We start from the raw sequence: 23,211 nt of genomic DNA on the forward strand, positions 1-23,211 counted from the left end.
TCCGAGGAGTGCGGGCCTTGCCGTGTCAGCGAGGCGGCATTATAGGGATATCAGCATCGCTGGCAAGCAAAAATAGTGAAAATTTTCACATGGTTAGGTTTTACAAGCCAACCCACACCTAACCATCACCTTTTCCACAGACTTATTCACAATCGTAGAAAATATCTACACAACGCTTACTCTACGGTCGCGACCGGCAATGCATGTGCAAACTCCATCAGGCTCGGATAAGTAGCCTCTGCCAGTTCACGACCTTCATCTGTCAATGCTTTTCCCGTTTCAACCAGCACGCGATGAGACACGCCTGCGGCCAATGCAGCCTTCATATCCGAGCTCTTATCTCCGACCATATACGAGTTCGCCAAATCAATTTTCAGGTATTTGGCGGCATCGAGTAACATGCCCGGTCCCGGTTTGCGGCAGTTGCATGCCTGACGATAAGGTTCCGCGCCTTCAGTTGGATGGTGGGGACAGTAATAGATCCCATCCAGATCGACATCACGATCAGCCAACGACCAATCCATCCACTCCGTAAGCTGCATAAATTGCTCCTCGGTAAAGAAGCCTCGCGCAATCCCGGATTGATTCGTTACCAGCACCAGCAAGTAACCCTTCTTCTTTATTTTCGCTAAGGCCTCGATGACCCCGTCGATAAATTCAAAGTCATCGATCTGACCAACGTAGCCTTTATCGACGTTGATAACCCCATCTCGATCCAGAAATACCGCAAGCTTTGCCACCCTAACCACCTTATGTCGACAATCAAAAAATCAATTATACGGTATCATGCCTGTTCTGGCTTCACAGGCTCAGCCCGTTGCAGGATGACCGCATGACGTTTCAACAGGCACTTTCAGCATTAAGTCATACCGGCGAACGTCGTCTATGGCTTGTCAGCGGCGATCCCGAATGGTGCCTCGCCCAGTTAATGATGTTGCCTAGTGAAGAGGCGATTGCCTTCAGCCATCGCTCTTTAGCATGTCAAACGCTGCGCCCGACCCAGGTCACTCATCAGCTTGGTCAGGAATACCGGTATGTTATTTTTGATGGCCATAGCGGGGTACATCCTGACATGCTGGCCGCCAGTGCTGGACTGGTAAAAGCCGGAGGTCTCTTGATTCTGTTGCTACCGGCACAGGAGCAGATAGCCACGTTTGACGATCCGGACTACTGTCGCTACGTGCCGGAAGTACACCAGCAGGGCGAGTGTCACCGCTTTTTTTTACAACGCATGCTACGTCTGCTGCGCTCCGCCACGGGCTGTTGGCGACTTGATCAATCTGAGGGCTGGGATGGATTGGATCTGCCACAGGGTTCTCCCTGGCAGCCCAGTGCAGATGATCTTGGCTGCTTGACCTCCAGCCAGCGTCAGGCCGTCGAGTCCATAGTGCATTGTGCGCGAGGTCACCGACATCGCCCCCTGATCGTGACCGCAGATCGAGGCCGCGGCAAATCCGCAGCCCTCGGGATCGCTGCCGGTCATTTGCTGCGCCAAGCGCACGCGGGGGCGCGAATGCGTATTTTGATGACAGCCCCCAGCCAGGCCGCGCTTGCCACTGTGATAAGACATGCTGAAGCGATCACTCAAGGGAAGTGGCAGCAGGATCACCTGGCATTACCTCATGCCGAGCTGCGATTTCTTTCACCCGAACGGCTGATAAACGAGAGTCCTGAAGCCGAATTACTGCTGATTGACGAAGCGGCCGCCATTCCCGGACACCAGTTGCTGGCGCTGAGTGAATGCTATTCCCGCCTCATTTTTGCCACCACCCGTCACGGTTATGAAGGCTCGGGGCAGGGTTTTGCATTGCGTATTCAACGCCGTCTGGAGCAACGCTATGCACAACTGACCATATGCCAGTTACAGGAGCCCATTCGCTGGTCTGTCGCGGATCGACTCGAACCTCTGATTCATCGCCTGTTTCTATTAAATGTCGACGTCGCATCACCGCCCGCAACCCCCTGGTCTGAGGTACATCATCGCTGGGTTACCTCTGCCGAGCTGGTCGAGAACGAGCCACTCTTGCGTCAAATCTACGGACTACTGGTGTTAGCTCATTATCAGACCAGCGTGTCAGATCTCCGCGCCATGCTCGACACACCGCACTTGCAACTCCTGCTCCAGACCATCGGAGAAACTGTGGTCGGTGTGCTGTGGTTGAATCAAGAAGGTCCGTTATCAGCGGCATTAGCCACCCAGGTCTGGCATGGCGAGCGCCGTGTTCGCGGTCAGTTATTGCCGCAAAGTCTGCTCAGCCATGCCGGCATCGATGAAGCAGGACAATATTGCTACGGACGCATCATGCGCATTGCCATCCATCCGCAGTGCCAGCGACAGGGACTGGGAACACGGCTGCTCACCGCACTGCAGCAACAGGCGACAAACTGGGATTTTCTCGGCGTCTCGTTTGCAGTTTCAGCCTCACTGCTGCGCTTCTGGCTGCACGCCGGTTTCAGACCGGTTCGTCTTGGGTTATCCGCCGATGCCGCTAGCGGCGAAGTCTCAGCGATGTTGCTCAGCAGCGGACACGCTGAACGCCGGGCTGACTTGCTGGTATGGCAACAGCGTTTTCTCGAGGATTTACCCACCTTCGCGTCTCGTCAGCTGCGGCAGTTGGACTGCAACTGTCTGGCACAATTACTGGCACAAGGTGCGCCCACAGAGCCATCTGCGACGGATCACCGTCGTCTGGTCGCGGTCGCTACTACTCATCACGCACTGGATCATGCCCTGCCATCCATCCAGCGCTGGTTGCAAGCCCATGCCGCATTGTTACTGCAATTGGATACGCAGGCTCAGCAGTTACTGATCCGTCGCGTCTGGCAAGGATGGGAATGGTCTGCCCTACAACAGGCGGGCTTAATCACAGGGCAAAAGGCCGGGCAAACCCAGATCCGCCAAATACTGGCCCACATCTTGACCCTGGTGCAGGCAAATTTGTAACAAAGCGTGTCAGCGCGCCACCTTGTCACAGCCTGACATAAACAGGGACGGCACTTGCGCCATAATCGAAAAGTGACCGCTTACAGAGGATGAATTGTGACGATGACGACGGCAACCCACATTCTGGTAGTCGATGACCATGCCGAGATCCGCGATCTTCTGAAACGCTTTCTCGAACAACACGGTTATCGAGTCAGTTGCGCCCGCGATGGGCGGGAGATGAAACGCCTGCTTGAGCACTCCAGCATCGAGCTGATCGTGCTGGACTTGATGTTGCCAGGCGAGGATGGCTTGAGTCTCTGTCGCGACCTGCGCACCCGCTCGCAACTTCCCGTGATTATGCTCACCGCCATGGGTGAAGATATGGATCGCATCATCGGATTAGAAATGGGCGCTGATGATTATCTGGCCAAGCCCTTCAACCCCCGAGAACTGCTGGCTCGCATCAAGGCCGTATTAAGACGCGCTCACCCGGCCCAGAATGAGCCGGAGGTGATCACGCGGCAATATCGTTTTGCACAATGGCAGCTGGATACTACCCGCCGCGAACTGGTGGATCAGCACGGATTAAGCATCAGTCTCTCTACTGCTGAGTTTGATCTGCTGCACGTGTTCCTGCAGCGGCCGAAGCGGGTACTCAGCCGTGACCAATTGCTGGATCTGGCCCGAGGCCGCGAGGCACAGGCGTTTGATCGCGCCATTGATACCCTGGTCAGCCGTCTGCGTCGCAAGTTGGAACCGGATGCCAAAAATCCCGAGATTATCAAGACCGTCTGGGGCGGCGGCTACATGCTGGCGTGCGAGGTTGAACATGACTAGGCGCTGGCTGCCTGCCTCGCTGACGGCTCAGGTGTTGCTGCTGATGCTCGGTAGCTTGATTCTGGCTCAGGTGGTCAGCATCCAGATTTATCAAACCGAGCGCAGCGAAACCCTGGGGCTGGTCAATAGCCGCTTCGCCATGCTGCGCCTGATCTCGGTGGTACGCCTGCTGAGCGATACGCCACCGGAACTGCACCGCGAGATCCTGCGCGCCAGCCGCAGCGAAAGCCTGATGCTGCGACTGCAAGCCGACCCGCTATTGCCGGAAGAACGCAATCCGCGTTACGAGCAACGGCTGCGCGCCGAGCTGAACTACCCACAGGAGCGGGGCATTTTTATCAGCGTGGAAACGCCTGACGGCATAGGGGCGGTCCGGCCATTGCGGCAACACTTCGAACGTTTACACGGCAGGCCACCGATACGGGATATTCGCCTGTACGGTGCCATTGAACTGATGGACGGGCAATGGCTGACCTTCAGCTCGTTAGCGGACAAAGAACCCCCTGCCTGGTCGAGCCGGGCCATCATCAGCCTGCTGCTCCTGGCCGCCGTACTGGCGGTCATAACCACCTGGATCCTCCGTCGCGTGACACGCCCGTTGCAACAACTGACCGCGCAGGCAGAGCAGTTTGGCCGTGGACAAACCACGGAACCGATCTCGGAGTGTGGACCACGTGAAGTCCGGGAAACTCTGGCCGCATTTAATCGCATGCAAGCCCGCCTGGATCGCTTTGTTCAGGATCGCACCCAGATGCTTGCCGCCATCTCCCACGACCTGCGCACACCATTAACCAGCTTGCGCCTGCGCAGCGAATTTCTCCCCGATGGCGAAGACAAGCAAAAAATGCAGGAGACGATGGCAAGAATGGAGGAGATGCTGCGTGCAACGCTGGCATTTGCTCGTGATGACCAGCTTGCCGAACCAAGCCGCAGCATCGATCTGGATAGCCTGCTGCAAAGTCTGGTCGATGATTATCAGGACGAGGGGGCCGCGGTAAATTATCACGCCGTCGGCCAGCTTCCTTATATGTGTCACCCGGACATGTTGCGACGGGTGCTGCAGAATCTGATCGACAACGCACTCCACTATGCAGGCAGCGCCGACATCACGTTATCCCGCGCCCCAGGTGAGCTGTACATTCGCATTCGTGACCATGGGCCCGGTATTCCGGAGGCCGACCTGGAACAGGTTTTCCAACCCTTCGTGCGTCTTGATGGGGCCCGCAATACCGAATCAGGCAGCGTCGGTCTGGGGTTATCGATTGCTCGCACCCTGATACACCGGCATGGCGGCGAACTGAGGTTGCACAACCACCCGCAAGGTGGACTTGAGGCCTGCATTCAGCTACCCGAATGAGCGACAGGCGGCATAAAACAAACCGGCGCACTGGGCGCCGGTTTAGTTCAACGAGAGAGCAATCCCTTAGTTGATTTGATAGAACACGCCGGTCAGTGCCGGAACCGTGATCACATAGTTGCCCCCGCTGGCGCTAACGGTAGCCGAGCTATCCAGCAGATTAACCAATTGACCATCATCACCCAGCGCATCGGTACTCAGCGTGACAACCGCATCTGTGGTCTTGGTATTCAACAGATAGAGTACGTGATCTGCATTGGCAGCATTGTCCTTGCGGGACACCAGTACCTGACTGTCGGTAAAGATGCGGGTCAGGGAACCGTTATACAACGCTGGATGCGCTTCACGCAGATCGAGCAACGACTTCAGATAGGTTTTCAGATCACTCTGACGGCTGGACGGCGTAAAGCCGGATGTGACCCCTGCAACCTTGCCCGTCGTCCGCGCTACGTTGTCGTCACACCAGGCCGTACCTGTACCGCAGCTGGTATTCTGGGCCGCAAAACCATCCAGTTGATCACCGATCTCCTCACCGTAGTAGAAGGTGATTGGGCCGGAAGTGGCCGCCATGAAGCTGAACGCAGCCTTGTGACGCAGCCAGTAGGCATCCTCATCGATATCACCCAGCTTGGAACGTTGCAGCAAATCACCAAAACGTGGGATGTCATGGTTACCCAAAAACAGGTTTGGCATCGCAAAGCTTGGGTACACACCGCTGTCGAGCACACCATTATTCCAGCTGGCATAAATCGAGGTCGCATCACCGGTGGCGCCGCTGCTTTCCGCGCCCACTGCTTGCACCAGGCCATAGTGCAGCGGGAAGTCAAAGGCCGACTTCAGACCTGGCAGGCTGGCGGTGCCGTAGGTATCGGAGACAATGTCATTCTGGCCGGCCCAGTCTTCACCCACCATATAACCGAGGGTCCCCCACTCTTCACCGGCAGAGGCCCGTGCCGCCGCCGCACTTTCAACCGCAGTCCGGATCGTGTTCCATGCTTCAACCGGAACCTGATAAGACTGATCGAGACGCCAGCCGTCGATACCGTACGTATTGATGTAGTGAGTCGCCACTTCAGTGAAGAACGTCAGGCTGTTGGCCTTGGTGTAATCGACGGTGTAGCCGGTCGAGGCAGCCACCATCACCGGGCTGACCCCAGAGACCGGTGCCGCCGGGATTTTGTTGGTGATGGCATGCCCGAAGACACCGTCGAGGATGACATACAGCCCCTTGGCATGCGCAGTATCCACCAGCTCCTTGAGCTTGGCGCTGTTGCCGAAGTAGGGATCGACCGTGAAATAGTCACAGGCGTAATAGCCCGTCGCCGCCAGCTTCTTGTCGGAAACAGTATCACCACAGGAGTTGAAAATCGGGGTCAACCAAATCGCATTTACACCCGTGCTTTTGATGTAGTCCAGGCTGTCGATCACCCCTTGCAGATCACCCTTGTGGTTAGATGGGCCGTAACCGGTGTTGTAGTTGACCGTGTCATCGCCGTTGACATACGCCTCAACCATAATTTGATACATGCGCAGGCCACAGGCACGACTGTCATCACTGGTCACGCCCTGGTGACAGGTTTTGGCATCATCCGCGGTCTTGTTGGCATTGCTGCTGGAGATCGTGACGGCATAGCTGGTATCACCGCCGTCATCATCACCACCACCATCGTCATTACCGCCACCGCCACCACCGCCGCCACAGGCAGCCAATGCCAGCGCCATCATCATCGCCAGAGAAGTGCGTTTAAATACTGCAGAATCCATTATCGTCATCCTTCCGGTTCAACATGACCAGGCGCCGGGGATCGGTCCACCCTGGTGTTCGTACCGTCATTGCATAGCAGTCAGCCTGCGTTTTGAACTTTCATATTTCATTCCTGCGACTGACAGCGCTTTCTTGTGACAAGTATTTGCACCAGTCCGATGTCCTGCTAGTCAAATGAATCGAAACCAACGCCCCGATTCCAGTTACGTTCGTCACGGCGACGCATAGCCACAGCAAAAGGCGGCTTTACATCTAGCCGTCCAAGATCTAGATTCATTGACTCTGTCCACTTCGCCTACAAGGATGTCCCGATGAAAGATGCCACCCTGGCGTTGCACCACGGTTTTCAGAACGATCCCACCACCAAGGCGGTCGCTGTCCCTATCTACCAGACCGTGGCTTACGAATTTGATAATGCCCAGCACGGCGCCGATCTGTTCAACCTCGAAGTGCCAGGCAATATCTACACCCGCATCATGAATCCGACCAACGATGTGCTCGAGCAGCGCCTCGCCGCGCTGGAAGGCGGGATTGCCGCGTTGGTGGTCTCCGCCGGCAGCGCCGCGATCAACTACGCGATCCAGACGCTGGCCCGCGCCGGTGACAACATCGTTTCGACACCGCAACTCTATGGCGGCACCTACACGCTGTTCGCCCACATGCTGCCGTCATTCGGCGTCGAGGTGCGCTTCGCGCGCGATGATTCGCCCGCCGCCATCGCCGAACTGATCGATGACAACACCAAGGCGGTCTACGCCGAGAGCATCGGCAACCCGGCCGGCAACATCGTCGACATTGCCGGTCTGGCCGACGTCGCCCACGCCCGCGGCGTACCGTTGATCATCGATAACACGGTCGCCACGCCGATCCTGTGCAAACCCATCGCCTTCGGGGCCGACATCGTCGTGCACTCGATTACCAAATATGTCGGCGGCCATGGTAATTCGCTGGGTGGCGTCATCGTCGACTCCGGCAAGTTCCCGTGGGCCGAACACGCCGCACGCTTCCCGGTGCTCAATCAACCGGAAGCCTCGTATCACGGCGTGGTCTATACCGAAACCTTTGGCCCGGCGGCCTTCATTGCCCGCGCCCGTACCGTACCGCTGCGTAATACCGGTGCCGCGCTGTCACCGTTCAACGCCTTCTTGCTGCTGCAGGGGCTGGAGACGCTGGCGCTGCGCATGGAGCGCCATGTCGACAACGCGCTGGCGGTGGCCCACTACCTGCAAAAGCACCCGAAGGTGGCCTGGGTCAGCTACGCCGGTCTGCCGGATCACCCACACCACGCGCTGGCACAGAAGTTCATGGCCGGCAAGCCATCGTCCATTCTGTCGTTCGGCCTGAAAGAGGGCTATGCCGCCGGTGTGCGCTTCTACGATGCGTTGCAGATCTTCAAGCGGCTGGTCAACATCGGTGATGCCAAGTCGCTGGCCTGCCACCCGGCCTCGACCACACACCGCCAGCTGACCGAAGCCGAACAGGCCAAGGCCGGTGTCAAACCCGAGATGATCCGCCTGTCGGTCGGCATCGAAGCCATCGACGATCTGCTGGCCGATCTGGACCAGGCGCTGAACGCCTGATCTCCCGGCTGCTTCGCTATATGACACAGGACTCCCTCGGGAGTCCTGTGTCATTTCGGGCTTGGAGAATATAGGTGTTCAGCGCGGCCACGCTTATTTCCCCGCGGCCTTCATTGGGCGGTGCATTATTCCAATATGCAAAAATAAATAAAATATTTTTATTTATCATATGCATTTACATTTTCAATGCTGTAACCAAATCGTATTTACGACAACACATGCCACTGCGATGAAAGCACAGCGGCATGTACCACGAGACCAGGAAGTAACCCTGTCATCGTTGACAGGTAAATAATCAGCCCAGGGTCTGCCATAGCAGGGCCAGCGCCACGCCCCACATGATGGCACCCACCAGCCCATCAATCAGCCGCTGCGCCGTCGGTTTGGCCAGCCAGGGGGCCAACCGTGCTGCCAGCAACGCCAGACCATAGAACCAGAGTGTCGACGCCAGCACGGCGCCGAGGGCAAACGCCGGCAGGCTGGCCGCCGGCCACTGCGCCGCCACCGAGCCGAGGATCATCACGGTATCCAGATAGACATGGGGGTTGAGCAGCGTCACCGCCAGCGTCGAGACGATGATCGCCATCCGCCCCTCCGGGCCGGCGGCGGCGTCCAGGCCGCCCACACTGCCACGCCAGGCGCGTTGCCAGGAGCGCGCGCCGTACAGCAGCAAGAAGGCAACGCCACCCCAAGTCAGCAGGCTCTGCAACAGCGGCACACTGCCCAGCCAGCGTCCACCGCCAAACACACCCAGGATGATCAGCACCAGATCGCAGAACAGGCACAGGCTGGCCACCAGCAGGTGATGCTGACGGCGAATGCCACGGCTGAGCACATACGCATTCTGCGCCCCAATCGGCATGATCAGGCTGGCGCCGAGGAAGAAGCCTTGCAACAGGGCGACGGACATGTGAGTTCTCCTGTGATGAGGTCGCATCAGACTGGACGCCAGACTAGAGGGCGGCTAACGTTCAGTAAATCTAATGTTTTTAATATTTGATAAGAGAAATTAATGAAAGAGTTCTCCCGACTGCCCCTCGACTACCGGCTGCTGCAAGCGCTGGATGCCGTGGTGCAGGAGCAAAACTTCGAGCGTGCCGCCCGCGCCCTGTGCCTGACGCAATCGGCGGTGTCGCAGCGCATCAAGCAGCTGGAGCAGCAGATGGCGCAACCGCTGCTGATCCGCACCACGCCACTGCAGCCCACCGCCGCCGGACGCCAGCTGCTGGCACACTTTCGCCAGGTGTATCAGCTCGAGCGCGAGCTGTTGCCGCAACTGCTGCCGGATGCCCCACAGCAGCCGCTGACCGTCAGCATCGCCGTCAATGCCGACAGCCTGGCGACTTGGTTTGTGCCCGCGCTGGCACCCCTGCTGGCCGCCCACCCGCTGGAGCTGAACCTGATCATCGATGACGAGACGCGCACCCGCGAACGGTTGCGCCAGGGCGAGGTGTTCGCCGCGATTGGCTGCGAAACGCAACCGCTGCCGGGCTGTCAGGCCAGCTACCTGGGCGACATGGGCTACCGTCTGGTCTGCTCGCCGGCGTTTGCCGAGCGCCACTTCGCCACCGGTCTCACGCTGGAGCATCTGCGTCACGCCCCCGGCGTAGCGTTCGATCAGCGCGATGACATGCATGTCGCCTATATGCAGCAGCACTTCAACCTGCCGCCGGGCAGCTACCCCTGTCATACGGTGCGCTCCAGCGAGGCGTTTATTGCCCTGGCCTGCGCCGGTGTTGCCTACTGCCTGATCCCCGAGCTGCAGATCGCCAATCAGCTGGCACGTGGTGAGCTGATCTGCCTGCCAACGCCGATCCTGTGGCGCCGACTGCACTGGCATCGCTGGCAACTGGAACGCGGCCTGCACCAGCAGATCTCTACCGCCGTGCTGGCCCATGCCAATCAGCTGCTGCCGCAGAGCGCTTCCGCCTGAGCGCGACGCAGTCCGACGACTGCATGCAGACATATATACGATAAGGGCATAAGCAAAGCGCTTTTTATTAGTTCTGTTTGTAATAGCGCTGCGGCATGCTGCAGGCTCCTGTCTGACGCCGAACCACTGTGCGTCGGTCGCCCTCTGACAAGGAGTCTCTGATGCAACCCGTCCTGCTGGTCCCCGGCCTGCACAACAGCGGTCCGCAACATTGGCAAACGCTGTGGCACCGCGATTATCCGCACTGGCAGCGCGTCACCGGCCAACGCTGGGAGCGCGCCGAGCTGGATAGCTGGAGCGAGCGCGTCGCCTCCTGGTTGCGCGCCAATACCGAGCCGGTGCACATCGTCGCCCACTCCTTCGGCACCCTGGCCAGTATCGCCGCCGCGGCACGCCATCCCGAGCGCGTGGCGTCGCTGTTTCTGGTGGCGCCCGCCGATCCGGCGCACTTTGCGATTGCCGATCGGCAACTGCCGTTACCGCCGGATGTCCCGGGCCTGGTAGTGGCCAGCCGCAACGATCCCTGGATGAGCCTGGAGCGCGCCGACTACTGGCGCCGACAGTGGCGGCTGCCGCTGTTTGATGCCGGTGACGCCGGCCACCTGAATGCCGAGTCCGGCCACGGCGCCTGGCCCCAGGGGCGTGCGTTGCTGGCCGAGCTCTGGCAACAGAGCGCTAACTGGCCAGCAATCCAGGCCTCGGCCTGAGCCGCCACCCCTTAGCAAAAAAGTGGCATACGTAAGCGCTTTTACTTATTTGTTCACGCGCGATGGAATGCGCACAATTTCCGCTATTGATGGATTTTGTTTATTAGAAAAGGAATGGTTATGCGATTTCGTTCCTACTCAGTGTTGCCGGGCTTTGCACCGACCCTCGGTTTCAGCCTGCTCTACCTGAGCTTGATGGTGCTGCTGCCGCTGTCGGCGCTGGTACTGTTCAGCGTCACGCAACTGAGTGCCGCCGAATTCTGGCAGGTGGTCAGCCAACCGCGGGTGGTTGCCTCGTTCAAGCTGAGCTTCGGCGCCGCCTTCATTGCCGCGACGCTGAATGCGCTGTTCGGCCTGATCCTCTCCTGGGTGCTGGTGCGTTACTCATTCCCCGGTCGCAAGCTGATCGACACGTTGATCGACCTGCCGTTCGCGATGCCAACCGCGGTCTCCGGCATCGCGCTGTGCGCCATCTTCGCCAAGAACGGCTGGATCGGCGGCCTGCTGGCACCGTTTGGTATCGAGCTGGCTTACAACCCGGCCGGCATCGTCATCGCGCTGACCTTCATCGGCCTGCCGTTTGTCGTGCGTACGCTGCAACCCGTGCTCAAGGAGAGTGAGCGCGAACTGGAGGAGGCCGCCGCCTGCCTTGGTGCCAACCGGCTGCAGACCTTCGTGCGCGTGATCTGGCCCGGACTGGTTCCGGCACTGCTGACTGGCTTCGCACTGGCATTCGCCCGTGCCATCGGCGAGTACGGCTCGGTGATCTTCATCGCCGGCAACCTGCCGATGGTCTCGGAGATTGCCCCGCTGATGATCATGAGCCACCTCGAGGAGTTCGACTATGCCGGTGCTTCGGCGATCGCCGTCGTCATGCTGGCCTTCTCCTTCGTCCTGTTGTTGTTGATTAACAAGTTGCAGGCCTGGAGCTGGCAACGTATCGGAGGCGTGCGTACATGAGTCAGAAACCCGCTCTCACCCCTATTCAGCAGGTCACCCGTGAACCAGGCTGGGTGCGCTGGCTGCTGATCGCCATCGGCGTCGGCTGGTTTGCGGCACTGCTGTTGCTGCCGCTGGCGGTGATCTTCATCCAGGCCTTCAAACAGGGCGTACTGGTGTTCTGGCATGCCATCAGCGAGCCGGACGCCTTGAGCGCCCTCGGCCTGACGGCGCTGGTCACCCTGCTGTCGGTGCCACTGAACCTGGTGTTCGGCATCGCGGCCGCCTGGGCCATCGCCCGTTTCCGCTTTCCCGGACGTCAACTGCTGATCACCATCATAGATCTGCCGTTTTCGGTCTCGCCGGTGGTCGCCGGCCTGATGTTCGTGCTGTTGTTCGGCAACCGCGGCTGGTTCGGTCCCTGGCTCAGCGAGCACGACATCAAGATCATCTTCTCGACGCCGGGCATAGTGCTGGCCACCGCCTTTATCACGCTGCCGTTTGTCGTCCGCGAGCTGCTGCCGCAGATGGAAGCCCGCGGCAGTGAGGAAGAAGAGGCCGCCATCGTACTTGGCGCCAGCGGCTGGCAGATGTTCTGGCGCGTGACGCTGCCCGGCATCCGCTGGAGCCTGATGTACGGCCTGCTGTTGTCCACGGCACGTGCGGTGGGCGAGTTCGGGGCCGTCTCCGTGGTCTCCGGCCACATTCGCGGCCAGACCAATACGCTGCCGCTGCACATCGAGATCCTTTACAACGAATACCAGACCAGCGCCGCCTTTGCCGTGGCGAGCCTGCTGGCGCTGTTTGGCATCTTCACCCTGATCGGTGAGACGCTGCTGGCCCGCCTGCGCGGCACCCCCCGCCATTGATGGCCCCAACGGATAGGTGAACAGATGAGTATCCAGGTTCAACAACTCAACAAGCACTTCAATCAGTACGCCGCGCTGAACGACATCAACCTCGACTTCAAGGATGGCGAACTGGTCGCACTGCTCGGTCCGTCCGGCTGCGGCAAGACCACCTTGCTGCGCATCATCGCCGGACTGGAACAGGCCGACAGCGGCCGCATCATCATCCGCGGCGAAGATGCCTCGGATCTGCATGTGCGCGAGCGCCATGTCGGCTTCGTGTTCCAGCACTATGCGCTGTTCCGCCATATGACGGTGTTCGAAAACGTAGCGTTCGGTCTGCGCGTCAAACCGCGCCGCCAGCGTCCGGCCGAAAGCGAGATCCAGCGCCGCGTCAACGAACTGCTGGAACTGGTGCAGCTGGGCCATGTCGCCAAGCGCTTCCCGACCCAGCTCTCCGGTGGCCAACGCCAGCGGGTGGCACTGGCACGCGCCCTGGCGGTGCAACCCAAGCTGCTGCTGCTCGACGAACCGTTCGGCGCCCTGGATGCCCAGGTGCGCAAGGAGCTGCGCCGCTGGTTGCGCGAACTGCACGACGAGCTGCATGTCACCAGCCTGTTCGTGACCCACGATCAGGAGGAGGCACTGGAAGTCGCCGATCGGGTGGTGCTGATGAATGCCGGCCGTGTCGAGCAGATCGGCAGCCCGGCCGAGGTCTATGACCAGCCGGCGACCCCGTTCGTGCACCGCTTCCTCGGTAGCGTCAACCTGTTCCATGGCCGCGTCAGCGAACAGGGGCTCGGCATCGGCAGCGAAACGCTCAACGGCCATGTGCCGGCCCACCTCAGCCACGGTTCAGCCGCCGTCGCCTTCGTGCGTCCCCATGAGCTGGAGATCCTGCCGGAAGAGAGCGGCATCGGCATCAGCGCCAATGTGGTACGTCTGCTGCCGATGGGGTCACGCATTCGTGTCGAGTTACGTGGTAATGGCGACCTGAATGGGGCACTATTCGAAGCCGAACTGCCGAAGGATACGGTGCAGTTCCTGGCACCGGGGCAAACGGTGCGCCTGGCCGCACGTCAGGCCCAGGTCTACCCCGACTACGAAATCTGATCTCCCGGCCGCCACAAGGCGCGCCGGTCGAGATATCACAGGGAGCACGATGTGAATTTCCAGCAGCTGCGCATCATCCGTGAGGCCGCCCGCCGCGAGTACAACCTGACCGAAGTGGCGAATGCCCTCTACACCTCGCAGTCCGGTGTCAGCCGGCATATCCGCGAGCTGGAGGATGAACTGGGCATCGAACTGTTCGTCCGCCACGGCAAGCGCCTGCTGGGCATGACTGAGCCGGGCAAGGAGCTGCTGGTGATCGCCGAGCGCATGCTCAACGATGCCAACAACATCCGCAAGCTGGCAGAGACCTTCGCCAACCGCGAGCACGGCCGCCTGCATGTCACCACCACCCACACCCAGGCGCGCTATGCGCTTCCGCGGGTGGTCAAGGAGTTCCGCAGCCAGTTCCCGCAGGTGCAGCTCGAGCTGCATCAGGGCGGGCCGGACGAGATAGTGCGCCTGCTGCAGGCCGGCGAGACCGATATCGGCATCAGCAGCGAACGGCTGGATCAGGCCGACGGTATCGTGGCCTTCCCCTACTACACCTGGCACCACAACATCGTCGTCCCGGCGGGTCACCCGTTGACACAGCAGCCGGAGCTGACGCTGGCGCGCCTGGCCGAATGGCCGATCATCACCTACCAGTCCGGCCTCACCGGTCGCGCCCGGGTCGACGAAGCGTTCGCCGCCGCCGGCCTGCAGCCGGAGATCCTGCTGACCGCCCAGGACTCGGACGTGATCAAGACCTATGTCGAGCTGGAGATGGGGGTCGGCATCCTCGCCGACATGGCGTTCGATGCGCGGCGCGACACCGGCCTGGTACAGCTCGACGGCAGCCACCTGTTCGCCGCCCACACCGCCTGGATCGGCCTCAAACGCGGGCAATACCAGCACAACTTCGCCTGGCAGTTCATCCAGCAGTGCAACCCGCAGCTGGCGCTGTCCGACATCCAGGCCCGGGTGTTCGGCAGCGAGCCGATGCTCGATTACGAGATTTAACCCCGCCACGACGCTGGCCCGGCGCCAGCGTCACCGGGATTACCCATACCGGGCATGGGTAATCCGTCACCGATTATTAAGTGTCATTTAATAATCCCGCCGCTTGGCCGCTTGGCCCCCTTTCCCCTCCCCGTCAGCGCGCTGCCAACAGCGAAGTTGAGGGTGAATTTAATCATCCCGGTCCCCCTCAACCCGCCAGCCAGGGCAACAGCCCTGCCAACAACAACGAACAGAGCAGATTTAGCAGCAGGCCGGCACGCAGCATGTCGCGCTGCGGCACCCGACCAGTGGCGTAGACCAGCGCATTGGGCGGCGTCGCCACCGGCAGCATAAAAGCACAGGAGGCGGCCAGCGCCACCAGCACCGCCATCGCCGTCGGCGGCAGGCCGAGCGCCGGTGCCAGCGGCACGAACAGCGGCAGCATCAGCGCCGTGGTGGCAGTGTTGGAGGTCAGCTCGGTCAAGAACACGACGAAGCTGGTCAGCGCCAGCAGCGTCGCCCAGTGCGGCCAGCCGGCAAACAGCGTCAACAGTTCGGCGGCGAGAAACGCACTGGCGCCACTGCGCTGCAACATCGCCGACAGGCAGAGGCCGCCACCGAACAGCAACAGCACGCCCCATTCTGTCTGCTGCTCGATCTGGCGCCAGCTGACATTGCCGCTGAGGCCAAGCAGCACCAGCGCGCCGAGCGCAATCCAGGTATCCATGTCGGCGATGTGCAGCGCCTTGCCCAGTGGCGCCGAACCGATCCAGGCCGCCACCGTCAACGCGAAGATCAGCAGCGTCATGAGGCGGGCGCGGCTCCAGTGCCAGCCACCAACCACAGGAGGCGCCAGCTGCACCACCAGTTGCGGCCGCAACAGCAGCGTCAACACCAGCAGCATCAAGGGCCATAACAGCAGCACCACCGGCAAGCCGAAACGTAACCAGCCGACAAACTGCACACCGCTGTAGGCAGCCGCCAACGCATTCGGCGGGCTGCCAACCAGGGTCCCCATGCCGCCAATGCTGGCGCTGTAAGCCACCCCGAGCAGCACGAAACTGGTGGTGCGCGCATCGGTAGCACCGGCCTGCGCCAGCAGCCCCAACACCAGTGGCAACATGATGGCGACGGTAGCAGTGTTGCTGATCCACATCGACAGCAGCGCGCTGACCGCAAACAGCAACCAGACGGCATAACGCAGCTGACCAGCCGCCAGACGCAACATGCCATCGGCCAGGTAGCGATCCAGTTCCTGAGCCTGCAGCGCCGCTGCGAGCGCAAAGCCACCGAGAAACAGAAAAATCACCGGGTTGGCAAAATGCGCCAATGCCAGAGGCAGCGGCAACAGACCGTGCCAGGCGCACAACACGGGAACCAGCAGCGCCGTCAGCGTGACGTGGATCGCCTCACTCAGCCAGAGTACGGCAACCACCAGCAGTATGGTCAGGGCGGCACGCAGGGATTCGGTTCCGGGCAACCACCATGGCAGGACCAGCCAGAGCCCGATGGCCACGCATAACCACAGGGTTTGACGTAACGAGAGCGACGCCATGCTCGGCCCTCCCAGTAACTCCTTTCTGTTGATCCTAGTCGCGGCACCCGATGCCTGCCCTGCCAATAGTGGCCAGCTTTATGCAGAGAAAACGATGAGGCCACCAAGCGTCAAACCATCGTCAGGGAGGTGCCTTATGAACACCCACTATGCCAGAGAACAACTTGCTGAAACCTGCCGTCAGATCGGCGCCGACTTTACTTACGATGAGGCCGAAGGCGAAGCCCGCGCCTGCATCATGCTGGGTTTGCACTGGTGGACCCTGGTCGCCAGCACCGATGGCGATGACCAGCTCTGGTGTTGCCAATTACAACAGCTGAAACAGGCGCAGTGGCACTGAGCACACTGTTGCGTTACGCAACCATATTCGCTAGCATCAGGGATATTATGCTGTTGCCGGAGTTAGCCCATGGATGCCAGAACCCTCCGCTCCCTGTCCCGCGATTTGGTCCGCGAACTGGGTATGTTTGCCCCGCAGTGCTGTGCCACACCATTGACGCCGGTCGAGGCGCACCTGCTGATTGAGCTAGAAAGCGCCGACCTGACCAATAACCAGCTGGCGGAGCGCCTGCGCGTCGACAAGTCCAACACCAGCCGCCCGCTGAGCCGCCTGCAGGAGCGTGGGCTGGTCGACCGGGTGCCCCATCAGCAGGATGGCCGCAGCCAGCAGTTGCGGCTGACCGAGCAAGGCCGCGCCTTGCTGCAGCAGTTGCACCAGCAGCTCGACGACCGCACCGCGGCGATGCTGGCACTGTTCAGTGACGACGAGCAGCAACAGCTGCGCACTGGCATCGAACGCTACCTGCAGGGGTTGCGCTGGTTGCAACAACAGGACGGCTATCAGCTCCGCGAACTGCAAGCCGGGGATCAAGCCGCACTGGCGGCGCTGATCCGCACTGTCTCCGCCGAGCATGGCCTGACGGCGGATCGCGGCTATGGCGTGGCCGATCCGCAACTCGATACGCTGTTCCCGCTGTATCAGGGGCCGGGCCGCCGCTTCTGGGTGCTGCTCGATCCGCAAGGTTCGTTGGTAGGGGGCGCCGGGATAGCACCGTTGCAAGATGCAAATGAATCGATCTGCGAATTGCAAAAAATGTACTTTTTGCCACAGGCGCGCGGACGAGGACTCGGCCGTCGCCTGTTGCGCGCGGCATTGGATTTCGCGCGCGAGCAGGGCTATCAACACTGCTATCTGGAGACGACGGCCGTGCTGGCGCGCGCCACCCGCCTCTATCAGCAGATGGGCTTTCGTCCATTAACGGCGCCGCTCGGCAATACCGGCCACTGCGCCTGCGAAATCCGCATGTTGTGCGACCTGAGTGGCCCTGCGCAACATGCCGAGCCGGCACTTGCCGCCACTGGTTGCGGCTGTGGCTCGGCAGCGCAGCCTTAACGGCGGCTAAACCTGACATCGGCTGGCGCTCGATCGCCCCATGAGCATGCTACCCTGTGCGTTTTATGATGCCCAGGAGTGCCGATGTCATACCGTCTACTGTTGCTGCTGACTCTGCTCGGCAGCGTGCTCATCCCCGCCCATGCCACCACCGCGCCCACTGCGGACCTGGATCGACAACTGGCGGCGCTGGAACAACAGCATCAGGGGCGGCTGGGCGTGGCGCTGTATCGCCCGGCAGACGGACTGCGCTATGGCTATCGCGCCAACGAGCGCTTCCCGTTTGCCAGCACCTTCAAGGCGCTGCTGGCAGCGGCCGTGCTGCAACGCAGCGAGTTCGCCCCGCATTGGCTGCGGCAACGCGTGCTTTACAGCGAGCAGGATCTGCTCAGCTATGCCCCGATTACCCGCCAGCACCTGGCCGAGGGCATGAGCCGCGAGGAGCTGGCCCGTGCCGTGGTGCAATACAGTGACAACACCGCCGCCAACCTGTTGCTCGCCGAACTGGGTGGCGTGGCCGCCTTCAACCGCTTTGTGAGCACGCTTGGCGACCCGGTATTTGCGTTGCAACGCCAGGAGCCGGATCTCAACAGCGCCCTGCCCGGCGATCTGCGCGACACCACAACGCCGCGGGCAATGGCAACCACCCTGAGCCGCCTGGCGCTGGGTAACGGTCTGGCCTCGCCGCAACAGGCGCGGCTCAATGCGTGGCTCAAGGGCAACACCACCGGCGATGCCGCCATCCGCGCCGGTGTGCCGTCTGGTTGGGTAGTAGGTGACAAGACGGGCGGCGGCGGGTATGGCACCACCAATGACATTGCCGTACTGTGGCCCACCGATGGTGAACCCATGGTGCTGGCCCTCTATTTCACCCAGACAACTCCGCAGGCCAAGCCGAACCAGGCCCTGCTGGCCGAAGTGACACGCCGGGTCCTCGCGACCTACCCCTGAGCCCAGCTAGAGTGACGAGTCGGCCGGCGGCTCGTCATCCTCATTCCGCGGCAACACCGCCACCAGGTGTGCGCCGCCCAGAACCAACCCCATCCACATCAATACCGGCAGTATGCCACCCACCTGCTGCCACAGCATCAAGCTGGCCAGCAAGGCCACCAGCGCATAGGCCAACAGGGATTTTCGTAACGGGGACCATTTCATCTCGTACCTCTCCACACAGCACAGGCTGGCCGCAACGGCCAGCTCGGTGTGACAGGCTAACGCCAACGAAGAAGGCAGACTTGATAATCGGCGCCAACCCCCGCCACCGCTATTCCGGCAAGCGAGAAGGCGGCAAATAGTAGTGCTCGCCCTGCAACAGAGGTGCCCGCCATTGCCCGGGGGTCTTGCCCGTCAGCGCGCGCACATCATGAATGAAGTGCGCCTGATCGCTGTACCCGCGCTCCAGTGCCACATCCAGCCCGTTGCGCGCGGGCTGCAGTGTCCACTGCCGCAGCGTCTGATGCAGCCGCGCCAGGCGAGCAAACTGTTTCGGTGTCTGGCCGAATGCCTGCAGGAAGCGCCGCTCCAGGTGACGACGACTCCAGCCCCACTCCTCGGCCAGCGCGGCAATACGACTGTTCGGGGCATAGTAGAGCCGCTCGATCAGCCGATCCTGTGCCTGCGCAGCCGGCTGATGATGGCGTTGCAGTTGCCGCCACAGGAACTGCTCCAGACATAACTGACGCCCCCCGGGCTCGCGATGACGCTGCAGGGCTTGCAGCAGGGCATCGGCGTCCTGGGGCCACAGTTGGCGACAATCCAGCAGTTGATCGGCTATGGCCAGAAACGGCAATGCCGTAAAATGCCGCAACTGACCGGCACGAAAGCGTACCGCCAGGAAGTTCAGCCGCTGAGCCGGAGCCAATGGCCGGATCTGTTCGCGCGGACAGATCAGATGCCCCTGCGGCAAACAGCCACCATCGTTGCCCGACAGCGGAGTGTCCAGATGAAACAGACACTCGCTGCCGGTGCCGGGCAGTAGCCATGGCAGAGCATGGGGCTGTTCGGTTTCCCAACCCCAGAATCGATCAATGAAGGGCTGCAGCGCGGCACGGGGACGGCATGCCCAGCGTCTCGGCACCATGGTGATCCTCTTCGGCTCTGCATATGGAGACATCATAGATCAGCCCTGTCGTCAGCACGCGAATAACCTGCGCCACTCAGAACAGGTCATCACCAGAACGAAAGTCCAGACCGGGATGGAAGTCAAAGCGCACCACGCCCACCGGGATTCGACCACCGACGGCACGCTTGACTCGCGCGACACCGTCGCTACCGAAACCGGCACACAATTCGATGGCCATAATCCCTTGCGCGGGTAGCTGCGCCGCCACCTGCTCGGCCATCGCATAGCTGTCAACAGCCAGCGTGACCACCTCGACCTCCGGGGTCACCACGATTTGACGGTGTTGTAGCGGATCGGCGTGGGGAGCGATAAACATAAACGCGGCCTTGAGTGTCATTGGATCTCTCCTGTCAGTGTAAGAAGAGCCCAGCCTAATCGGCCTAGCAGTGCGCGGATTGTAAAAAAGCGACCTTGCGGAAAAACCGGACATCGCAGCGGCGAAAAAACTGCGCCCCCTTCGCTAACAGTGATTGAGCACCCAGTTCCGATCGCTTAGACTTTGCCCAGTTTTGTAATACGGATCACACCATGGACCAGTTAGCCCTGATCGTCGATTTTGTCCTGCACGTCAATGTGCACCTGCAGTCTCTCATGAACAACTATGGTCTCTGGGTGTATGCCATCCTGTTCCTGATCATCTTCTGCGAAACCGGCCTCGTTGTGACGCCGTTCTTACCAGGCGACTCACTTCTGTTTGCCGCCGGTGCGCTGACTGTGGGCACAGCCCTGGATGTGCATACCCTGGCCATCCTGCTGGTCACGGCCGCCGTGCTCGGCAACCTGACCAACTACACCATCGGCCATTTCTTCGGCGAGCGGCTGTATCGCAATCCGGATTCAAAAATCTTCCGCCGCGATCATCTGGCCAAAACCCAGAATTTCTTCGCCAAGCACGGCGGCAAGACAGTGATCATCACCCGTTTCCTGCCAATCCTGCGCACCGTGGCCCCGTTTGTCGCTGGCATGGGCGCCATGCATTACAAGCGCTTCATGGTGTTCAATTTTGTCGGTGGCCTGTTGTGGGTGACCTCCTTCCTGTACGCCGGCCACTTCTTTGGCAACATGCCGGCAGTGAAGCAAAATTTCTCCATCCTGATGATCGGTATCATCGTTATCTCGTTGCTGCCGATGCTGATTGGTACGGTGCGCCACCGCATGAAACGCGCACAAGCCTGATAACGCAGCACATACAACAAGACCCGCCAATTGGCGGGTCTTGACTTAGAGGGCCATGGCGAGGTCCGGCACACTCACTCTTCGAAATAGGTGCCCCAGCCGTCGTAATCGACGCCGTATTTCTCGCACAACGGCAACAGGCTCTCGATTTCGCGGGTGATGCGCTCGGCATCCAGAGTGCCATCTCGACTGGCGTCAAAACAGAAAATGATGCTGCCATCCTCGAGCTCAACCTCTTCGGCATCCGTCACTTCAAAGTCCGCCTTGAACAGATCAACCGCCAGCTTCTCCAGCTTGTCGAATTTAACGCAAGCAAAGTGGTGCTCTATCGTGTACTCAGAGTCGGGGTTGCTGCCGTCATTCAGCAGTTCATCGATGATGGCATCGGTCTCTTCACGCCATTCGTTAATTGTGGTCATCCAGGTTCTCCTTGCCGCGACTCAACCGGCCAGCTTGTCATCAGACAGATATAAGGTGTCATTGCTGTTGATACCTATGCCTCGGGTCAGCACGGTTTCAGCAATCGCCTTGGCCTCAGCCAGAGAGTGCATCTGGTAGGTACCGCACTGGTACTCATTCAGTTCGGGGATATCATCCTGACTGGCCACGTGCGTCACATCTTCCATGGCCGCTTTCCAGGCATCGGCCACCCGCGTCTCGCTCGGTGCACCGATCAGGCTCATGTAGAAGCCTGTGCGGCACCCCATCGGTGAAATATCGATAATTTCGACGCCATTGCCGTTGAGATGATCACGCATGAAGCCGGCGAACAGGTGTTCCAGAGTGTGGATCCCCTTCTCGGAGAGGATCTCCTGATTCGGGACACAGAAACGCAGGTCGAATACGGTGATGGTATCCTTGCCGGGCGTCAGCATGGTCTTGGCCACACGAACGGCCGGAGCCTGCATACGGGTATGGTCAACTTTGAAGCTGTCGAGCAGCGGCATAGTGATTCCTCAAAACAGATTGTTAGAGACTGCAACGCCGCATCTGACCGGCATAGCGCTGCGAGCGAGCCTCAACCTTGCGGGCAGTTTGCACCAGCCAGGCTTTGCTCTTGTAGGTTCCGCGGCGGTAGCCGCCCCAGCCCTCATGATAATTGAGATATTGACGGTAGGCATCCCACTTTGACACGCCATTAATCTTCTGTGCCTTCCAGGTATACCAGCCCATGAAGTCAATTGCGTCCTCAAAGTCGTCCCGATCGGCCCAGGAGTTGCCCGTTTCCCGTTGATAGTCATCCCATGTTTCATCTTTGACTTGTGCATAGCCAAAGGCCGTACTCGGGCGCCCAATCGGGATAAACAGGAAATAACGCATAGCCGGCTGGGCATCATGCTTGAAGCTCGACTCCTGATACATCATCGCCATCGGTACTTGTACCGGCGTGCCCCACTTTTTTTGCATATCCACGGCCGCCTCATACCACTCCGGCTTCTCCTGAAAAATGGCGCACAAATCCTCGGGATTACTCGGTGGCGTACGACTGGTAGCACAACCAGCTAACCCCAGCAGGAACAGGCAGCCCAGGTAACGTAGAAAAACAAACGGGCCGTCAACACGGCCCGAGTGGCGAATGCGGAACTTCATCATACCGCCTCTTCGTTTTCCTCACCGGTACGGATGCGAATCACCCGTTCGACCGGTGTTACGAAAATCTTGCCATCACCAATCTTGCCGGTGTGGGCACTCTTGGTAATCGCCTCGATGCAGCGTTCGACATCTTCATCCTGCACCACCAGTTCCAGCTTCACCTTGGGCAGAAAATCGACAACGTATTCAGCGCCACGATAGAGCTCGGTGTGCCCCTTCTGACGACCAAACCCTTTTACCTCGGATACCGTCATGCCACTGATACCAATATCCCCCAGTGCTTCACGGACATCATCCAGCTTGAATGGTTTGATAATGGCTTCAATCTTCTTCATCACAGCTCCTTAATCTGACGCATACTAACCCGCACGCCACCCACTGTAAGCGCC

25 protein-coding genes are annotated in these 23,211 nt (G+C 60.1%); 14 read left to right on the forward strand and 11 right to left on the reverse strand.

Annotated elements, in window-relative coordinates; all coding sequences use genetic code 11:
- Positions 1–176: 176 nt before the first annotated feature.
- Entirely contained in the window at positions 177–740 is a 564-nt protein-coding gene (gene gmhB, locus ACFOSS_RS09055) for a D-glycero-beta-D-manno-heptose 1,7-bisphosphate 7-phosphatase (protein WP_377152003.1), read from the reverse strand.
- Between the two features lie 92 nt (positions 741–832).
- Here gmhB and ACFOSS_RS09060 point away from each other — a divergent pair, with 92 nt between their 5' ends.
- From ACFOSS_RS09060 to ACFOSS_RS09070, 3 genes are all read left to right on the forward strand, one after another.
- Complete coding sequence (locus tag ACFOSS_RS09060; RefSeq protein WP_377152005.1) at positions 833–2,944, forward strand: tRNA(Met) cytidine acetyltransferase TmcA; 2,112 nt, start codon at positions 833–835, stop codon at positions 2,942–2,944.
- Positions 2,945–3,046: 102 nt separating this feature from the next.
- Positions 3,047–3,763 carry a response regulator gene (locus tag ACFOSS_RS09065; RefSeq protein WP_377152039.1) on the forward strand — a complete coding sequence of 239 codons (717 nt, stop codon included), beginning with the start codon at positions 3,047–3,049 and terminating at the stop codon, positions 3,761–3,763.
- Complete coding sequence (locus ACFOSS_RS09070; protein ID WP_377152007.1) at positions 3,756–5,120, forward strand: ATP-binding protein; 1,365 nt, start codon at positions 3,756–3,758, stop codon at positions 5,118–5,120. The genes ACFOSS_RS09065 and ACFOSS_RS09070 overlap by 8 nt, the downstream gene beginning before the upstream one ends.
- A 66-nt stretch (positions 5,121–5,186) precedes the next feature.
- Here the strand turns inward: ACFOSS_RS09070 and ACFOSS_RS09075 are convergent, their stop codons facing one another.
- The gene (locus ACFOSS_RS09075) at positions 5,187–6,884 is read right to left on the reverse strand and encodes an alpha-amylase family protein (protein WP_377152008.1); all 1,698 of its coding nucleotides are present in this window, start codon (positions 6,882–6,884) and stop codon (positions 5,187–5,189) included.
- A 312-nt stretch (positions 6,885–7,196) separates the two neighbouring features.
- Between ACFOSS_RS09075 and ACFOSS_RS09080 the strand changes: the two genes are divergently transcribed.
- Entirely contained in the window at positions 7,197–8,465 is a 1,269-nt protein-coding gene (locus tag ACFOSS_RS09080) for an O-acetylhomoserine aminocarboxypropyltransferase/cysteine synthase family protein (RefSeq protein WP_377152010.1), read from the forward strand.
- A gap of 295 nt (positions 8,466–8,760) precedes the next feature.
- On the opposite strand, the gene ACFOSS_RS09085 is transcribed toward ACFOSS_RS09080, so the two are convergent.
- Positions 8,761–9,375: a LysE/ArgO family amino acid transporter gene (locus ACFOSS_RS09085; RefSeq protein WP_377152011.1), complete on the reverse strand. Its 615-nt coding sequence runs from the start codon at positions 9,373–9,375 to the stop codon at positions 8,761–8,763.
- 102 nt (positions 9,376–9,477) lie between these two features.
- Here ACFOSS_RS09085 and ACFOSS_RS09090 point away from each other — a divergent pair, with 102 nt between their 5' ends.
- From ACFOSS_RS09090 to cbl, 6 genes are all read left to right on the forward strand, one after another.
- Positions 9,478–10,398 (forward strand): LysR family transcriptional regulator ArgP, encoded by a 921-nt coding sequence (locus tag ACFOSS_RS09090; RefSeq protein ID WP_377152013.1) that lies wholly within the window; start codon positions 9,478–9,480, stop codon positions 10,396–10,398.
- 161 nt (positions 10,399–10,559) lie between these two features.
- On the forward strand, positions 10,560–11,105 hold the full coding sequence (locus ACFOSS_RS09095; protein ID WP_377152014.1) for an RBBP9/YdeN family alpha/beta hydrolase: 546 nt from the start codon (positions 10,560–10,562) through the stop codon (positions 11,103–11,105).
- Positions 11,106–11,225: 120 nt separating this feature from the next.
- Positions 11,226–12,065: a sulfate ABC transporter permease subunit CysT gene (gene cysT, locus ACFOSS_RS09100; protein ID WP_377152015.1), complete on the forward strand. Its 840-nt coding sequence runs from the start codon at positions 11,226–11,228 to the stop codon at positions 12,063–12,065.
- On the forward strand, positions 12,062–12,913 hold the full coding sequence (gene cysW / locus ACFOSS_RS09105; RefSeq protein ID WP_377152016.1) for a sulfate ABC transporter permease subunit CysW: 852 nt from the start codon (positions 12,062–12,064) through the stop codon (positions 12,911–12,913). The genes cysT and cysW overlap by 4 nt, the downstream gene beginning before the upstream one ends.
- A gap of 24 nt (positions 12,914–12,937) precedes the next feature.
- Positions 12,938–14,005, forward strand: coding sequence for a sulfate/molybdate ABC transporter ATP-binding protein (locus ACFOSS_RS09110; protein WP_377152017.1), 1,068 nt, complete (start codon positions 12,938–12,940; stop codon positions 14,003–14,005).
- 51 nt (positions 14,006–14,056) lie between these two features.
- Entirely contained in the window at positions 14,057–15,004 is a 948-nt protein-coding gene (cbl, locus tag ACFOSS_RS09115) for an HTH-type transcriptional regulator Cbl (protein WP_377152018.1), read from the forward strand.
- A gap of 187 nt (positions 15,005–15,191) precedes the next feature.
- Here cbl and ACFOSS_RS09120 read toward each other — a convergent pair whose 3' ends face one another.
- Positions 15,192–16,538, reverse strand: a complete 1,347-nt coding sequence (locus tag ACFOSS_RS09120; RefSeq protein ID WP_377152019.1) for a DASS family sodium-coupled anion symporter — start codon at positions 16,536–16,538, stop codon at positions 15,192–15,194.
- A 136-nt stretch (positions 16,539–16,674) separates the two neighbouring features.
- Between ACFOSS_RS09120 and ACFOSS_RS09125 the strand changes: the two genes are divergently transcribed.
- The 3 genes from ACFOSS_RS09125 (at position 16,675) to bla (ending at position 18,882) form a co-directional block, all read left to right on the forward strand.
- Positions 16,675–16,878 carry a hypothetical protein gene (locus ACFOSS_RS09125; protein ID WP_377152020.1) on the forward strand — a complete coding sequence of 68 codons (204 nt, stop codon included), beginning with the start codon at positions 16,675–16,677 and terminating at the stop codon, positions 16,876–16,878.
- 69 nt (positions 16,879–16,947) lie between these two features.
- Positions 16,948–17,931, forward strand: a complete 984-nt coding sequence (locus tag ACFOSS_RS09130; protein ID WP_377152021.1) for a bifunctional helix-turn-helix transcriptional regulator/GNAT family N-acetyltransferase — start codon at positions 16,948–16,950, stop codon at positions 17,929–17,931.
- 84 nt (positions 17,932–18,015) lie between these two features.
- Positions 18,016–18,882, forward strand: coding sequence for a class A beta-lactamase (gene bla, locus ACFOSS_RS09135; protein ID WP_377152022.1), 867 nt, complete (start codon positions 18,016–18,018; stop codon positions 18,880–18,882).
- Between the two features lie 6 nt (positions 18,883–18,888).
- Here the strand turns inward: bla and ACFOSS_RS09140 are convergent, their stop codons facing one another.
- The 3 genes from ACFOSS_RS09140 to ACFOSS_RS09150 form a co-directional block, all read right to left on the reverse strand.
- Positions 18,889–19,086: a hypothetical protein gene (locus tag ACFOSS_RS09140; RefSeq protein WP_377152023.1), complete on the reverse strand. Its 198-nt coding sequence runs from the start codon at positions 19,084–19,086 to the stop codon at positions 18,889–18,891.
- Between the two features lie 109 nt (positions 19,087–19,195).
- A complete protein-coding gene (locus ACFOSS_RS09145) occupies positions 19,196–20,011 on the reverse strand; it encodes a helix-turn-helix transcriptional regulator (RefSeq protein WP_377152024.1) in 816 nt (271 codons plus the stop codon).
- Between the two features lie 76 nt (positions 20,012–20,087).
- Positions 20,088–20,390: a DUF6506 family protein gene (locus ACFOSS_RS09150; RefSeq protein WP_377152025.1), complete on the reverse strand. Its 303-nt coding sequence runs from the start codon at positions 20,388–20,390 to the stop codon at positions 20,088–20,090.
- Positions 20,391–20,581: 191 nt separating this feature from the next.
- Between ACFOSS_RS09150 and ACFOSS_RS09155 the strand changes: the two genes are divergently transcribed.
- Positions 20,582–21,229, forward strand: coding sequence for a DedA family protein (locus ACFOSS_RS09155; RefSeq protein WP_377152027.1), 648 nt, complete (start codon positions 20,582–20,584; stop codon positions 21,227–21,229).
- A gap of 74 nt (positions 21,230–21,303) precedes the next feature.
- Here ACFOSS_RS09155 and rraB read toward each other — a convergent pair whose 3' ends face one another.
- The 4 genes from rraB to ACFOSS_RS09175 are packed head-to-tail and all read right to left on the reverse strand — an operon-like array spanning position 21,304 to position 23,157.
- Positions 21,304–21,639 (reverse strand): ribonuclease E inhibitor RraB, encoded by a 336-nt coding sequence (rraB, locus tag ACFOSS_RS09160; protein ID WP_377152040.1) that lies wholly within the window; start codon positions 21,637–21,639, stop codon positions 21,304–21,306.
- Positions 21,640–21,669: 30 nt separating this feature from the next.
- On the reverse strand, positions 21,670–22,176 hold the full coding sequence (gene luxS, locus ACFOSS_RS09165) for an S-ribosylhomocysteine lyase (protein WP_377152028.1): 507 nt from the start codon (positions 22,174–22,176) through the stop codon (positions 21,670–21,672).
- A 22-nt stretch (positions 22,177–22,198) separates the two neighbouring features.
- Complete coding sequence (locus ACFOSS_RS09170; RefSeq protein ID WP_377152029.1) at positions 22,199–22,822, reverse strand: transglycosylase SLT domain-containing protein; 624 nt, start codon at positions 22,820–22,822, stop codon at positions 22,199–22,201.
- Complete coding sequence (locus tag ACFOSS_RS09175; protein WP_377152030.1) at positions 22,819–23,157, reverse strand: P-II family nitrogen regulator; 339 nt, start codon at positions 23,155–23,157, stop codon at positions 22,819–22,821. Before ACFOSS_RS09175 ends, ACFOSS_RS09170 begins: the two co-directional genes overlap by 4 nt.
- Positions 23,158–23,211 lie beyond the last annotated feature (54 nt).

Source organism: Pseudaeromonas sharmana, from assembly GCF_042649925.1.
GTDB lineage: Bacteria > Pseudomonadota > Gammaproteobacteria > Enterobacterales > Aeromonadaceae > Pseudaeromonas > Pseudaeromonas sharmana.

What these genes read in the sequence shown, in the direction of transcription:
- ACFOSS_RS09060 (WP_377152005.1), top strand. Translation starts at nt 833, where the DNA reads ATGACGTTTCAACAGGCACTTTCAGCATTAAGTCATACCGGCGAACGT.
- ACFOSS_RS09065 (WP_377152039.1), top strand. Translation starts at nt 3,047, where the DNA reads ATGACGACGGCAACCCACATTCTGGTAGTCGATGACCATGCCGAGATC.
- ACFOSS_RS09070 (WP_377152007.1), top strand. Translation starts at nt 3,756, where the DNA reads ATGACTAGGCGCTGGCTGCCTGCCTCGCTGACGGCTCAGGTGTTGCTG.
- ACFOSS_RS09075 (WP_377152008.1), bottom strand. Translation starts at nt 6,884, where the DNA reads ATGGATTCTGCAGTATTTAAACGCACTTCTCTGGCGATGATGATGGCG.
- ACFOSS_RS09080 (WP_377152010.1), top strand. Translation starts at nt 7,197, where the DNA reads ATGAAAGATGCCACCCTGGCGTTGCACCACGGTTTTCAGAACGATCCC.
- ACFOSS_RS09085 (WP_377152011.1), bottom strand. Translation starts at nt 9,375, where the DNA reads ATGTCCGTCGCCCTGTTGCAAGGCTTCTTCCTCGGCGCCAGCCTGATC.
- ACFOSS_RS09090 (WP_377152013.1), top strand. Translation starts at nt 9,478, where the DNA reads ATGAAAGAGTTCTCCCGACTGCCCCTCGACTACCGGCTGCTGCAAGCG.
- ACFOSS_RS09095 (WP_377152014.1), top strand. Translation starts at nt 10,560, where the DNA reads ATGCAACCCGTCCTGCTGGTCCCCGGCCTGCACAACAGCGGTCCGCAA.
- cysT (WP_377152015.1), top strand. Translation starts at nt 11,226, where the DNA reads ATGCGATTTCGTTCCTACTCAGTGTTGCCGGGCTTTGCACCGACCCTC.
- cysW (WP_377152016.1), top strand. Translation starts at nt 12,062, where the DNA reads ATGAGTCAGAAACCCGCTCTCACCCCTATTCAGCAGGTCACCCGTGAA.
- ACFOSS_RS09110 (WP_377152017.1), top strand. Translation starts at nt 12,938, where the DNA reads ATGAGTATCCAGGTTCAACAACTCAACAAGCACTTCAATCAGTACGCC.
- ACFOSS_RS09120 (WP_377152019.1), bottom strand. Translation starts at nt 16,538, where the DNA reads ATGGCGTCGCTCTCGTTACGTCAAACCCTGTGGTTATGCGTGGCCATC.
- ACFOSS_RS09125 (WP_377152020.1), top strand. Translation starts at nt 16,675, where the DNA reads ATGAACACCCACTATGCCAGAGAACAACTTGCTGAAACCTGCCGTCAG.
- ACFOSS_RS09130 (WP_377152021.1), top strand. Translation starts at nt 16,948, where the DNA reads ATGGATGCCAGAACCCTCCGCTCCCTGTCCCGCGATTTGGTCCGCGAA.
- bla (WP_377152022.1), top strand. Translation starts at nt 18,016, where the DNA reads ATGTCATACCGTCTACTGTTGCTGCTGACTCTGCTCGGCAGCGTGCTC.
- ACFOSS_RS09140 (WP_377152023.1), bottom strand. Translation starts at nt 19,086, where the DNA reads ATGAAATGGTCCCCGTTACGAAAATCCCTGTTGGCCTATGCGCTGGTG.
- ACFOSS_RS09145 (WP_377152024.1), bottom strand. Translation starts at nt 20,011, where the DNA reads ATGGTGCCGAGACGCTGGGCATGCCGTCCCCGTGCCGCGCTGCAGCCC.
- ACFOSS_RS09150 (WP_377152025.1), bottom strand. Translation starts at nt 20,390, where the DNA reads ATGACACTCAAGGCCGCGTTTATGTTTATCGCTCCCCACGCCGATCCG.
- ACFOSS_RS09155 (WP_377152027.1), top strand. Translation starts at nt 20,582, where the DNA reads ATGGACCAGTTAGCCCTGATCGTCGATTTTGTCCTGCACGTCAATGTG.
- luxS (WP_377152028.1), bottom strand. Translation starts at nt 22,176, where the DNA reads ATGCCGCTGCTCGACAGCTTCAAAGTTGACCATACCCGTATGCAGGCT.
- ACFOSS_RS09170 (WP_377152029.1), bottom strand. Translation starts at nt 22,822, where the DNA reads ATGATGAAGTTCCGCATTCGCCACTCGGGCCGTGTTGACGGCCCGTTT.
- ACFOSS_RS09175 (WP_377152030.1), bottom strand. Translation starts at nt 23,157, where the DNA reads ATGAAGAAGATTGAAGCCATTATCAAACCATTCAAGCTGGATGATGTC.